Consider the following 14,256-nt stretch of genomic DNA (forward strand, 5'->3'; position numbering starts at 1 on the left):
TGCCTGCGGGCACGAAGAGAGGGTGTCCATGATCGCTTGTGACGACGAACCTGGACACCCTCGTGACCGCACGGTACGTGAAGATCGACGACGACTGGGCGGATCTCGCCAGGTTGCCCGGCCGCCCACCGAGGCTGAGCCACTCCGAGTTGTTGTGCCTGGCGGTGATGCAGGCGATGCTCGGCTTCCACTGCGAGGCCCGCTTGCTGCGGCACGCCCGCGTGCACTACCGCCACCTGTTCCCCTTCATCCCGCAAGACTCCGGATACAACAAGCGGCTGCGGGCCGCTCTGCCGCAGATCAAGCGCCTGATACGAGTGCTGGCCAAGGACACCGACTTCTGGCACGACAGGGTGTGGATCACGGACTCCACCCCGGTGCCGTGCGGCATGTCCCGACCCACGGTGAAGCGATCCGAGCTGGCGGGCTGGGCCAACTACGGCTACTGCGCGTCGCACTCACGGTTCTTCTGGGGCCTGCGGTTGTACCTGGTGTGCACTCCGGCGGGGATGCCGATGCTGTGGGCACTGGCCGACCCGAAGCTCGGCGAGCGCGAGGTGCTGGCCGCGATGCTGGAGGTCGACGCCGCCCTCGTCTCCGCCAGGCCGGGCCTGCTGCTGATCAGCGACAAGGGCTTCGCGTCCAAGCCCTTCGAACGGTCACTGTCCGAACAGGGCATCACCTTGCTCCGTCCGTCCCGCAAGCGTGAGGTCATGTGGGCCGGCGAGCCGATGCTCAAGAAGGTCCGCCAGCTCATCGAGTCGGTGAACGACACCCTCAAAGGCCAGCTCGACCTGGAACAACACGGCGGACGCACCGTCGAGGGCGTCGCTGTGCGCGTGGCCCAGCGCATGCTCGCGTTGGCTACCGCAATCTGGCACAACTTCCAGACCGGTCAAGCGGTCAGCCGTTCACTGACCGCCTTTGACCACTGACCGTGTTCGGAAAGACTCGTCTAGGGTCTCGTCCTGCTCCATCTCGAACAGGACGGCGATCGCTGCTATGCCTTGAGCGGCTAGTACCAGGGCCAGGTGCGCACGGCGACCTGCAGCGATGTACAACCCATCGGGGCCCTATCGAACTCGGTTCGGCGGGCCCCGATGGTGCAAGGGCTTTCGCTCAGCTGGTGTACAGGGCGTTCACCTGCGCTGCGGTGAGCGGGTACGGATAGGTGTGCACCTCGCTGACGGAGCCGGTGCCACCGCTGTACGGAGTGTTGTCGGGGTTGGCGCAGGCGCCGATGGAGAGGCCGTACGGCGCCTGCCAGGGGCTGAGGTTGTTAGCCGAGGCGGCGTACTTGCCGTTGACGTAGAGCGTCAGGACATGGCTGCTGACGTCGTAGGTGCCGACCAGGTGGGTCCAACCGGTCGTGGTTGTCGGGACGGTGGCATCGATCCAGTTGGTGCTGGGGGCGTCACTGGCGGTCTGCAGAAAGTGCCAGGACTTCGGGTTGGCCGTGTAGCTCAGGTAGAACGCCTGGTGCTGGTTGCCGCCCTCGGCGAGGAAGACCTGGTCGGCATCGGGCGAGGTGACGTTCACCCAGGCGGAGACGGTATAGCTCTGCGAGGTGTCCACGGCTGGGCCGGTCGTGCGCAGCAGGCTGCTGCTGTTGAAGCTCACTGCGCCGTTGGCTGTGCCCTTGCGGTCGGTGGTCCAGCCGGGGGTGCCGTAGATGGTGGCGGGGTAGCTGCCGCTGGCGTCGTTGGCCTTGCCGTTGTTGCTGCTCGCGCCGTTGAGGCGCCAGCTGAGGGGGCTGCTGTTCGTGGTGCCGACGGTGCTGGGGCCGACCCAGTTGTAGCCCGGCGAGGTGCTGGTGCCCGTCGGGCTGCCGGTCCAGATCTGGATACCGCCGCTCGGGGTGATACCCCACAGGGTGGAGTGCCCGCTGCCGGTGAGGTCGCCGTCGGAGCCGATCCGTGGCCAGGAGGCGGCGGTGATCCCGCTGCCGATTTTGGTGTTGGTGACCATGTCGGTGATCACCGGGTAGTTGATCTTGCCGCCGAAGCCGTCGTCATAGCTGCCGGTTCCGACGGTGAAGGTGTAGCCGCGCAGGTCACCGTTGCCGAGGTTGCGCGCCATCAGGCCAGGGTGGCCCTGGCCGAACCAGTCGCCGGGCGAGAGTAGTTCCCACTTCTTCCAGCCGGTCGTGATCAGGTTGACCGGGGCGCCGAGGGTAGAGTCGCCGATCACCGGGTAGTACCAGAGGGCGCCGTCACCGGTGCTGTTGGTCTCGATGGTGAACAGGCCGGTGCGGTTGAGGAATTTGCGGTTCGGGTTGAGGTTGCTGGTGGTTGGGTCGCCGGCGGCGGCGATCTGCAGGGTGCCCGACCAGTCCGCGGCGTAGCCGGTGCAGGTCTTGTTGAGGCTGTTGACCACGCAGGCGGGCTTGGCGAGCACGCTGTGCGCGTCGAACAAGCCGGGGATGCCGGAGTTGCCTGGGTTGTAGTAGGCGTAGAGGTTCGGATCGCTGTCCTTGTGGACGATAAGGTCGTCGGCGTTCATTCCGCCGCGCAGGCTGCCGCGGTGTGTGATGCGGTAGTTGGCCCAGGAGTCGCCGGCGGGCGAGTTCGCCCGAGCGGCGGCCAGTGGCGTGGTGGGCGCCGTCTCGGCAGGCGCGCCGGCGGGCGTGGTGGTGGTGTTGCCGGGGACGCTGAAGGCGCGCAGGTTGCCTGCGGTGTCCGGCGCCAGGATGTCGGGCACGCCGTCGCCGGTGACGTCGCCGAAGACGGGCGCCGGGCCGTTGGCGTTCCACGGGACGTAGAACGCGTACGGGGCTATGGGCGAGGTGTTGCCGGCGTTGTCCTCGGCCTGGATGTAGAGGATGTTGGTGCCCCAGTGGGCGGGGGTCACAGGGATCTGCGAGACCGGCATGCTGCTGCCGCACTGCCAGTTGCCGTCGGCGAGCTGCGGGTCCCAGCCCCAGCGGGTGCAGGCCACGCCGGAGGCGTCCAGGCCGGCACCGGGGGAGGGGTCGGTCGGGGTGTAGGGCACGTAGCCCTGCTGGCCGACATAGAGCTTGGTGACCTGGCCGTTGCCGGCCGGCGGGAACTGCGTGGTCGGGTCGCTGACGGTGGTCGGGAAGGAGACCGTGGGCGGGGTGAGGTCGACCCGGAAGTGGCAGACCGGGGTCATGGCCGAGTTCGGCACACCCGCGAGCTGGTCGGTGGCCATCATGTGGAAGCCGTAGGCGTGACCGTCCGTCAGTGCGTTTGCCGGCAGTGGGAAGCTGGCCGTGTTGCCGTTGCCGGTCAGCGCCGAGAGGCCGGAGGCGACGGACGGGGCGTTGGCGACCGAGTCGTCCCAGATGTTGGTCCAGGTGTAGAGCTGGGACTGGGTGGGGCTGGAGAGCGTGGCGTTGAGGCTGACCGCGCCTGCCTGGTTGCTGCCGGCGCCGAGCCAGTTCCATTTGCTGGTGGGGGCGTCGTAGCAGACCTGGTCGGTCCCCGACGGGCTGACCGTGCGCGGCGCGGGGTTGGCGCCCGGGTTGGTCGGCGTGCTGGGTGCGCGGTCGTACTGGACCGTCAGCGTCGGCTGCGGCTTGACGCGCTTGAAGGCGTTCTGGTTGCTCTCGTCGCCGTAGAGGCCGAAGGTCAGCGAGCTGCTGCTGGTGCCGTACTGCTGCATGGTGGAGGTGATGTCGTAGTCGAACGGCACGTTGCCGTAGCAGCTGCCGTGACCCGACCCGCCGACCTGCTTGGTGCCGAGTGAGCCGCCGTTCTGGGCCGGCTGGTTGTTCCAGGTCGTCGAGTTGTCGATGCCGCTGGTGAGGTACAGGTCCACCGGATAGGTGGTGGTGCAGTCCCAGTTCGCGGTGACGTATTCCTCGAAGGTCAGTGTGGCCGAGGACAAGGACGCGCCGCTCAGGGCGCTGGTGTCGATCTGGAAGAAGGCGCGGTTCTTCGAGGTGGGCGAGCAGCTGCCGCCGGCCGCGTAGTAGCCGCACAGGCCCACCGCGGGGTAGTCGGTGTCGTTGCTTCCGCTGCGCTGCCAGTTGGAGGTGTCCGGGGTGGCGGACTGCACCCAGGTCCAGCCGCTGGCGGAGTTGCTCCACGGCAGCCAGCTCGGGTCGATGTAGTAGGGCGCCTTGCCGTGCTTGAGCAGGTCCTGATCTGGCGCCAGGTCGATGCTCGTGTCGTTTGCGGTCACCGGCATCCGGGAGACCTTGGCGGTGCTGCCCGGGCCGCTGGCGTCGCTGTGCAGACGGGTGTCTGCAGCCGATGCAGCTGGGAGGGCGGTCTCGGCGCTCAGGGCGGCCGCGCGTGGCGCCGCCAGCGCGGTCTCGGAGCTGTCCCACATCGTCGGGGTGCTCGCGGTCCAGCGCGGTTTGCCATCGGCAGCCTTCGCGGTCAGGTTACCGCCCTTGTCGGCAGCGACGATCACGCCGTCCGCGGTAGTGGTGAAGTGCAGGTTGCTCAGTGCCGGACTGTTCGCGGCAGCCTGTGTCTTGACGATCAGTACGGTCTTCACGCCGCCGGACTTGGTCGCCGTTACCCTCAGGTCGGTGTCGGGGGCGACCGACGGGTAGAGCAGGCTGTCGCCGCTGGCGATGGGAGCGGGCAGCGTAAAGGACGCGGTGATCGCGAGTTTCTTGCCGTCGCTGCTGGTCATGGTCGCCAGCGGCCCGTCGCCGCCCTTGGAGAGCACCAGCCCGGCGGGGGCGGCCTTCGGTGAGAAGGTGCTGTCGGGGTTGGCGGCCAGGGTGGCGTCCAGCGAGACCCAGCCACCGCCGCGCTTCATACGCTGCTGGTCCGGGTGCTGGGTCAGCTGCAAGTGGCCGTCCGGGGTGGCGGCGGTCTCGCTGTACTCGGTGGTCAGCGAGTCGATCGGCATGTTCTTGTGGGTCGCCCGGGCCTTGGCGATCGCCTCCTCGGTCGTATTCGGCGCGTGGTCGTGGGCGTGCCGGGCGTCGTCGGCGGCGACCGCCGCGCGGTCGAGCCGAGACGTCGCGGCCGAGTTCGCCGTGGTGTCGGCGTGCGCGATCGGGCCGGTGAGCGCGGCGGTGACCGCGATGACCGCGACAGGCGTCAGGGTACGGAAAGGCGCGCCACGGTGGCAGCGTTTTCTGTGCATATGTGAGATCCCCGTAATGAGGCGGCGGATGGGGTCCGCCAGGTGGTGGCAAACAACACCACGGTGGCGGGACCGAAGGTTTTCTGGCAAACCGACCGGTGCTCTGAGGTCCGTTTCGTGGGACTAACTGACCAAATGTCAAGTGAGAATGACAAGGCCTCACTCGACGGCGGGGAGTGCCGGCCAGGCTGATCACACAAGGGCTATGAGGTGCGGAGATGCATCGGATGCGGCATGGGGTCGGCGGCCAGCACCCTCCTGGGTCACGAAGTCTGTGCGCAATCGATTTTGACGATCTTTTGTCCTGTTTGCGCCTGATATAGAGCCATGCGTGAGGCGTGAGATAAATCACTTGATAAACGGTCGTATGCGCATGTGACCTGCCAGGCCAAGTAGTCGATAGGATCCGCGTGTTATGCGCCGTTGACCGTGCATCGGTCCGGCAATTCGGTCTATTGGGGGAGACCAGTAATGGTGTTCCGCGTTGCTCGCGTTGTCCGAAGTCCCTTGAAACCCCGGCGTCGAAGTATCGCCGCGGCCACGGCTGTGACGGTTGTGGGGTCGCTCCTCGTGCCGATGGCGGCGGCAGCGGCCACCGGGCCGGACTACTCACACATCTGGTCGCCGACGCACACGGCCCTGCCGAGGACCGCCTCGGTGACGGGACACGGCGTCCCTGCCGTGCCGGTCGCGAAGCCGGCCCACCCGGTGCCTCCGACCTGGCAGCCGCCGAAGTCAGCCAGGCCCGCTGCCAGCGGTCACGCGACCGTGCGACTGGGCGCCGCGCCGGCTGCCACCCCGGCCGTCACGGCGAACGCACCGACCGGTGCCGTTGCCACCATGCCCGGGCTGCCGGTCTCGCTCACGCCGCTGCCGGGCTCTCCGGTCGCGGAGCAGGCCGTAACGGTGGACGTGATGGACGCCAAGGCTGCTGCGGCAGCAGGCATCCCCGGCCCGGTCGTGTCGCTGTCGCGAGACGGGAACGCCGCAGGCGGCGCGGTACGACTCGGGATCGACACCACGCAGCTGGGCGACGGCCTCGGCAGCGACTGGGCCTCGCGTGCGCATCTGGTCGCGATGCCAGCGTGCTCGCTCACAACTCCTGCGGTGAAGGGGTGCCTGGAGCAGACTCCGCTCGCCTCACAGTACGACGCGGCGAGCAAGAAGCTGGTGGCGGATGTGCCGATGAGCGGCGGGGCGCCGGGCGCCGTGAGGACGATGGCTGCGGCCGCGCCATCCGCGTCCGCCACGGTGGTCGCTGCGGTATCGGGCCCCTCCGGTGGGGCCGGCACCTATGCGGCGACCTCGCTGAACCCGTCCCAGGCGTGGACGTCCGGCAACGCGCAGGGATCGTTCACCTACTCGTACCCGATCCAGTTGCCGCCGACGCTCGGCGGCGGGTCTCCGCAGGTCTCGCTGGCCTACGACTCGTCCTCGGTGGACGGCCGGACCTCGTCCACCAACGCACAGGCGTCCTGGATCGGTGACGGCTGGGACTACAACCCCGGTTTCGTGGAACGCTCGTACAAGCCGTGTTCGACGGACGGGCTCACCCACTCCGGCGACGAGTGCTGGGCGGGCGCGAACGCCACACTCTCCCTCGCGGGCCACTCCGGTGAACTCGTCCCGGACGACGCGTCGTGCCAGTCCAACGCCCCCGGTACCGCGGAGCAGTCGAACTGTACCTGGCGGATCAAGGGCGACGACGGCACGAAGGTGCAGTTCTTGACCGGTGCGACCAACGGTACCTGGAACGGCTCGTACATCAAGGTCACCGACAACGCTGGCACGGTCTTCTACTTCGGTCTGAACCACCTGCCCGACCCCAACGGCAACCCGACGACCACCGGCGCTGACAGCGGCTCCGCCTGGACCGTCCCGGTGTACTCCCCGAACTCCGGCGACCCGTGCTATGACTCGTCCAAGGGCCAGGGCTCCTGGTGCCAGACGGCCTGGCGCTGGAACCTCGACTACGTGGTGGACCGGCACGGGAACCTCACCACCTACAGCTACACCCCCGAGTCGAACTTCTACGCCCGCGGGGCCGGCCAGAACAGCGGCACGGGCACCAGCACCTCATACACGCGAGGCGGCGTCCTCGCCTCGATCGGCTATGGCCAGCTGCTGTCGGACCAGTTGAACGCCAACGGCTCCTACGACCCGGCCGTGAAGGTTGTCTTCGCCTCGACCGAGCGGTGTGTCACCTCGACCAGCGCCTGCGACCCGGCGAACAGGACCAGCGCGAACGCGGCGAACTGGCCGGACGTCCCGATGGACCAGCAGTGCACGAGTACGGACACCTGCACCACCTGGGGTCCGACGTTCTGGAGCACGAAGTGGCTCAGTTCCATCACCACCCAGGTGCGGGTCAACGGCGCCTACCAGGACGTTGACTTCTATGCGCTGAACCACCAGTTCGTCAACGTACAGAACGCCACCGAGAACACCCAGGTGCCCTGGCTCGCGTCGGTCCAGCGCACCGCCAAGGACAGCCAGGCATCCGCCGCCCAGGTGACGACGTCGCCGGTGTCGTTCACCGCGGTGCTGCTGCCCAACCGGGTGGACGGCACCGACCTGGTGCCGGCCCGTCCGGCCTTCAACCGGCCGCGTATCCAGCTGATCACCACGGAGATCGGCGGCACGATCGGCGTCGACTACCAGCAGTCCGCGTGCTCCCGAGTCAACAAGATCATGCCGGTTTCCGCCGACACGGACACCCTGTCCTGCTTCAACGTCAAGTGGCACCCGTCGACAGAGCAGCCGGACGCGGCCCCGATCGATGACTGGTTCCTGCGCTATCCGGTCGCCACGGTCACCACCAACCCCAACACCCCGGGGGCGGTGCCAATGACGGTCGCCTACAGCTACGGCAACGCGGCCTGGCACCGCAACGACTCCCCGCTGACCAAGGACGCCGACCGTACCTGGGACCAGTTCCGGGGCTACGCCTCGGTGACCACCGTCGCGGGCAGTGGCAGCGACGGTCCGAAGACCCAGAAGGGCACGACGTTCTACCAAGGCATGGACGGTGACATCACGTCCAGCGGCACCCGAAGCGTCTCCGTGGCCGGACCGATGAGCGGTCAGGTCACTGACTTCGACTGGCTGTCCGGCACACCGCTGGAGGAGGACACCTACACTCAGGCCGGCGGCACGGTCGTCGGCTACACGGTCAACACCAGCTCCGGTCCGGTCGTCACCGCGACGCATGCACGAGGCAGCCTGCCGTCGCTGCTCGCCCGCTACGGCGCCACTGCCAGGACGTCGACGACCAAGGCGCTGAAGGCCGACGGCAGCTGGCGTGCGACCAGCACCATGACGACCACCGACCCGGCCCACGCTGATCGGACCCTGACGCTCCTCGACTCGGCGGACGGTCAGCCGGACCTCTGCGCGCGTACGTCCTACGCCAGCGGCCCGGACCCGCAGGTGACCGCCCTCGTCTCCGAGACGCTCTCAGTGAGCGGACCTGGGGCGTGCGCCGCCGCGCCGACCGCCGCGAACACGGTGAGCTGGAGCCGCACCTACTTCGACAGCCTGTCGCTGGGCCAAGCAGGGGTCACCGCCGATCCGACCACCGGGGAGGTCGCCGACCACTTCGACAGCTCCGGCACCGCACAGTTCACCACTACGGCCCGACAGACCTTCGACGCCTACGGGCGCAGTCTGACGGTCACCGACCCGAAGGTCACCGACAGCGCCCACCCCAAGGGTGGAACCGTCACCACCGCCTACGCCGCGCCGGGTGCAGGCGAGCTGCCCAGCAGCATCACCGTCACAACGCCCGCGCCGACCGGCGCGAGCGATGCCGGCACCGGACGGGCCACGACCACGGTCCTGGACAGCGCCCGAGGCCTGCCGAAGACCGTCACCGACCCCAACGGCCGCACCACGACCAAGAGCTACGACGCGATGGGGCGGCTGACCGCAGTCTGGCTCCCCGGCCGCGACACCGCGAAGAGCGCCAGCAAGACCCTGGCCTACGCCGTCCCCGGCGTGGTGAACGGCAGCGCGGTCCCGCCGACCATCACCGCCACCACCCTGGCCGGCCCCGGTGACACCTACGTCACCGGCGTCGAGCTCCTGGACGGCCTGGGCCGACCGATCCAGACCCAGACGACCCCGGCGATCTCCGCATACACCGGCCGGATCATCACCGACACCATGTACGACTCGTTCGGGCGGGTGACTCGGTCCAACAGCGCCTGGTACAACAAGGACGCCGCCCCTGGCGCGACCCTGTACCAGACCAGCACCGACCAGGTCCCGGCCCAGTCGCACACCGTCTACGACGGCCTCGGCCGCCCGGTGACGAGCGAGTTCCTCGCCTACGGCAACATCCAGAGCACCACCACCACCGCCTACCCCGGCGCGGACCGCACCGACGTGACCCCGCCCGCCGGCTCCACGCCGACCAGCACGGTCACCGACTCCCGTGGCCGTACCACCCATCTGTGGCAGTACAAGACCACCACCACGACCGGCAACCCGGCCGACGCGGACGTGACCGGCTACAGCTACACCGCGGCCGGCCGGCCAGCCTCACACACGGACGCCGCAGGCAACACCTGGACGACCGGCTACGACCTGCTCGGACGTGAGATCTCCGCCACGGACCCGGACTCGGGCACCAGCACGAAGGCCTACGACGCCGATGGCCGCCTCGCCTCGACCACCGATGCCCGCGGGCAGACCATCACCTACACCTACGACCTGCTCGGCCGCACCACGGGCAGCTACGCCGGTACGACCGCCGACCCGGCCCAGCAGCTGACGGCCAAGACCTACGACTCCGTTGTCAAGGGGCAGCCGGCGACCTCCACGCGCTATGTGGGAGGTACATCCGGAGCCGCCTACAGCACTTCAGTGCTCGCCTACGACACGGCCTATCACGCCGTCAAGTCGACGACCACGATCCCCGGTTCGGAGATCGGCTCGACCGCGCCGTTCACCTACACCTACCAGGCGACCTACGACCCGAGCACAGGTCTGCTGACCTCGGACAGCCGCTCCGCCGTCGGCGACATCCCCGGTGAGACCGTCTCTTACAGCTATGACGCCTACGGACTGCAGCGGTCCTATGGTGCGATGGGCGGCTCGACCTACGACCTCGCCAACGACTACGACGCCTACGGCCACCCGACCCGCAGCACCGTCAACCCGTGGGGCACCCAGATCGTCGTCACCAACAACTACGACGAGTCCACCGGCCGACAGCTGTCGCAGTACGTCGACAAGCAGACCGCCGGTACCGGCGCCGTCCAGCAGACCAGCTACGCCTACGACCCGTCAGGTCGCATCACCGCGATCCGCACCGTCGCCGACAACAACCCGTCAGCAACCGATCTTCAGTGCTTCGGCTACGACTACCTCAGCCGGCTGACCACCGCCTGGTCCGACACCAGCACGCTGACCATGGCCGCGCAGCCGACCGTCGGTGGCCAGGGCTCCTGCACCGACACCACCCCGACCAGCGGCGCCGTGGCCCCGGCCAGGACGACGGTGGGCGGACCAGCCCCCTACTGGCAGGACTACTCCTACGACCTGACTGGCAACCGCAGCGGCATGACCCAGCACGACCCAGGTGGTGACACCACCAAGGACGCCGTCACCACCCAGGTCTTCCCAGCGGCCGGCACCGTCAACACGGGCAAGGGAACCGGCGGCCCGCACGCCCTGACCAGGAACAACACCACGACCAACGGCACCACCACAGGCCTGGCCCTGGCCACCTACGACGCGTCGGGTAACACCGTGTCCAGCTATGTCCCGGCGACCCGCGCCACGACGATGGCCTGGAGCCCCGAGGGCCGCCTCGACACCGTCACCCCGTCGGTCCAGATCACCGGGGTCGGCGGCAAGTGCCTCGACCTGAGGGGCGCCAGCGCCGCCAACGGGACAGTCGCGCAGATCTACACCTGCACCAGCACGGCCGGCGGCCAGAAGTTCAACACGACCGGCAACGTGCTCAGGGCCAACAACAAGTGCCTGACCGCGATGGGCACCGCGGCTGGCTCCGCGATCCAGCTCCAGCCGTGCGACGGCACCGCGTCCCAGACCTGGACCAGCCGCGCCGACGGGACCCTGCTCAACGCCGCCTCGAACCGCTGCCTCGCCGTCCCCGGCGACGTGAGCACCAACTCCACCGCCACCGCCCTGGCAGACTGCGCAAGCACCGTCCCCGCAGGCCAGCAGTGGACCATCCCCAACAAGAACACCACCTTCGTCTACGACGCAAGCGGCAACCAGCTGCTCCGCCGCGATCCCGGCAGGACCACGATCAGCCTCGGCAGTGACGAGCTGCTCTACGACACCAACGCCAAGACCCTCAGCGGTACCCGCTACTACCAGATGCCTGCCGGTCTCACCCTCATCCACCAGGGCGGCACCTGGACCTACCAGATCAGCGACAACCACGGCACCGGCACCCTCGCCCTGGACGGCACGACCCTCACCGAAACACGGCGACTCAGCGACCCGTTCGGTCTCCCGCGCGGCACTCAGCCGAGCACCTGGGCCGGTGACCTCGGCTTCGTCGGCGGCACCAAGGACGACGCCACCGGCCTCACCAACCTCGGCGCCCGCGAGTACCAACCGAGCACCGGCCGCTTCCTCAGCCCGGACCCCGTGATCGACACGGCAAGTCCCCAGCAGTGGAACGGCTACTCCTACAGCAACAACAACCCCGTCAACCTCAGCGACCCCTCCGGCCTGCACCCAGAAGGCAAGTGCGACGGAACCTGCCAGGACGGCACCATCGACCTGTGGGGCGGCGGCCCCGACCACTGGGTCTACGAGAACGTCTCAGAGCAGAGCGACAACACCGTCAGCATCATGCTGATCGACTTCAGCAACAACGAGAACTCGGCGGTCTGGACCGAGAAGGCGCCGCCCAAGCGCCACAGGCCCACCTCATGGGGCTACGCTGTAGAAGTCCCCAACCACGACCGCGACTTCTGGGCGGGACTCGGCTCCACCCTTCTCCATCCCGTCGCCGTGTTTGCCAACTACGCGCTGTACCAGGGATACGGGCAGCGCCCGGGAGACGCACTCGAGGACAAGTACGACCAGTGGGCCCTGTCCAAGGGAGTAGAGCCCGAGAGCGCAAACTTCGCGGCGGGCTCCTTCCTCCCGTCGGCGCTCGACGATCCCATCGGCGTCGGAGGGCTCGGTGCGGCGTCGTTCGGCCGCGCCCCAGGCGAGGCTGCACTCATGGCAGCCGTGCGGCAGCGTGCGGACGGGGCCATCGATGCCTTCTCGGGCAAGAAGCGGCCGGGCATGTCCGAAGGGCTGCTACTCCAGGACGGGACGATGTTCCTGTCCTACAGCATGAAGGGGAAGCAGTCGCCGAAGCTGGCTCCCAGCGTGGCCGGGCCTCTGAACAAAATTCCAAGATTCGCCTGGTCGAACGGCCATGGCCAGTGCGGCCTTCCTCAGTGCATAACGGCGGCCCTGGAAGACGGGCGTGACCCGACCGGTGGTACAGTGGCCGCAAATACGATCAACGGTTCCAAGTCTGACAAGCATGGTGTCGGGGTCGGTGCGTGCCGAAGCTGCGCCATGCTGGTGAACACGTTCGAGCTCAAGGTGATCACTGGCCCGACGGTGGGCAGGCCGGTGTGGGGGTCCAACGGCTGGTAGCGCCTTGGACGCCTGAACTCCAATTGGCTCTGATGATGTTCCCGCCCGAAGGGCGGGAACATCATCAGAGCCGTTTTCGTACCGGCCGGGCTCGTGGAGTTGCCCCAGGAACCAGCCCTTGGTGCGCCCGGACTGCGACAGCACCAGCTCTGCGGCCAGCCTTTCGGTGCGCAGTCGGCGCAACCGCGCCCGCATCTTCTCGATGCCCGCGTCCGGGGCGGTCAGCTGGCGCAGCTGCTCGGCGGTGGCGATGCGGAACTGGAACAGCGCGGCCCAGGTGATCTCCACCTCCCGCGTCTCGTTGTCCGGCTCCGCACTCGCCCGGGTCCTGGTCTTCGACGCCACTGACGTTCTCCTCGACTTCGGCGGGGAGCAGTTCTCCGAGCGGTCGCCGAACTGAGTGCGTGGTGGTGAACCGGTCGGTGTTCGGCGGGTGCGGTGGGGTGACGGCTCGAACGTTGTTGCTGTCCGGTGGATGCGCATAAGCGAACGGGCCTCTCGGCAGAGATGAGGTTGTCGACCAACACTCCGCCGCAGGAGGCCCGTTGCCGCACCAGTTCACCACCGCCGAGACCTCCGGTGCCACTTCGGCCACTCTCGCGTGTGACTGCTACGTACACCAGTACGGAGCGATCGCGGCGGGACGGCGAGCGCCGCACTACCCGTCCGACATGACGGACGCGGAATGGGCGCACGTCAGAGCCTCGATGCCGGTGCCAGCCTGGCTGGAAGGGCGGGGTGGGCGCCCGGAGGCGCACTGCCACCGTGAGATGTTCGACGCGGTGCGCTACATCGTCGACAACGGCGCGAAGTGGCGGGCGATGCCCATCGACCTGCCCGCGCCACGCAAGGTCTACGACTTCTTCCGCCGCTGGTCGCGCCACGGGTATGTGCGCGAGCTCTACCAGCGGCTACGTCGCCTGCAGCGCCAGCGAGAGGGGCGGGCGGCCGAGCCGAGCGCGGGCGTCATGGACGCGCAGTCGGTGGACGGCTCCGAGACCTGCCCCGCGGCCACGCGCGGGATGGACGGCAACAAACTCAGCGACGGACGCAAGCGCCACATCCTGACCGACACGGGCGGCCTGAACCGCTGCGGGTTCAGTAGAGACTTTAGGTTGTGGCTGTGACCTGCAGGTTTGGCTGCTGTTGGTTGTAGTAGGCGGCTTCGTACTCGATGGGTGGGGTGTGGCCGAGTTCACTGTGGAGTCGGGTGGAGTTGAACCAGTCGACGTACTCGGCGGTGGCGATCTCGACGTCGGTGAGGGTCCGCCAGGGCCCTTGGCGCTTGATGAGTTCGGTTTTGTACAGGCCGATGGTCGATTCCATCAAGGCGTTGTCCAGGGCGTCTCCGACGGTGCCGATGGAGGCCGCGATCTGCTCGGCCGCCAGGTGGGTTGCCAGGCGGAACGACGTGTACTGCTCGAATTCAATCAGTCGTCGCAACACAGGCTCTGACCGGCGACTTTAGCCGACTATCGAGGGCTTCGGCAGGTGTTCTCCAGCCGAGGGTCTTGCGAGGTCTGCCGTTGAGAGTGGCAGCCACCG

The 14,256-nt window shown here is 68.1% G+C and carries 6 protein-coding genes; 4 read left to right on the forward strand and 2 right to left on the reverse strand.

The window, feature by feature from the left end; genetic code table 11:
• Positions 1 to 38 precede the first annotated feature (38 nt).
• Complete coding sequence (locus KV557_RS37700; RefSeq protein WP_218206128.1) at positions 39 to 935, forward strand: IS982 family transposase; 897 nt, start codon at positions 39 to 41, stop codon at positions 933 to 935.
• Between the two features lie 184 nt (positions 936 to 1,119).
• On the opposite strand, the gene KV557_RS37705 is transcribed toward KV557_RS37700, so the two are convergent.
• Positions 1,120 to 5,070, reverse strand: a complete 3,951-nt coding sequence (locus KV557_RS37705; protein ID WP_218206129.1) for a LamG-like jellyroll fold domain-containing protein — start codon at positions 5,068 to 5,070, stop codon at positions 1,120 to 1,122.
• 840 nt (positions 5,071 to 5,910) lie between these two features.
• Here KV557_RS37705 and KV557_RS44260 point away from each other — a divergent pair.
• The 3 genes from KV557_RS44260 (at position 5,911) to KV557_RS37720 (ending at position 13,838) form a co-directional block, all read left to right on the forward strand.
• Complete coding sequence (locus KV557_RS44260; protein WP_218206130.1) at positions 5,911 to 12,711, forward strand: ricin-type beta-trefoil lectin domain protein; 6,801 nt, start codon at positions 5,911 to 5,913, stop codon at positions 12,709 to 12,711.
• A 118-nt stretch (positions 12,712 to 12,829) separates the two neighbouring features.
• Complete coding sequence (locus KV557_RS37715; protein WP_218206131.1) at positions 12,830 to 13,111, forward strand: hypothetical protein; 282 nt, start codon at positions 12,830 to 12,832, stop codon at positions 13,109 to 13,111.
• Positions 13,112 to 13,256: 145 nt separating this feature from the next.
• Positions 13,257 to 13,838: a transposase gene (locus KV557_RS37720; protein ID WP_218206132.1), complete on the forward strand. Its 582-nt coding sequence runs from the start codon at positions 13,257 to 13,259 to the stop codon at positions 13,836 to 13,838.
• Here KV557_RS37720 and KV557_RS37725 read toward each other — a convergent pair.
• On the reverse strand, positions 13,822 to 14,154 hold the full coding sequence (locus KV557_RS37725; protein WP_218206133.1) for an integrase core domain-containing protein: 333 nt from the start codon (positions 14,152 to 14,154) through the stop codon (positions 13,822 to 13,824). The two genes, KV557_RS37720 and KV557_RS37725, sit on opposite strands and share 17 nt — an antisense overlap.
• Between the last annotated feature and the right edge of the window lie 102 nt (positions 14,155 to 14,256).

The organism is Kitasatospora aureofaciens (assembly GCF_019192735.1).
Taxonomy (GTDB): Bacteria; Actinomycetota; Actinomycetes; order Streptomycetales; family Streptomycetaceae; genus Kitasatospora; species Kitasatospora aureofaciens_A.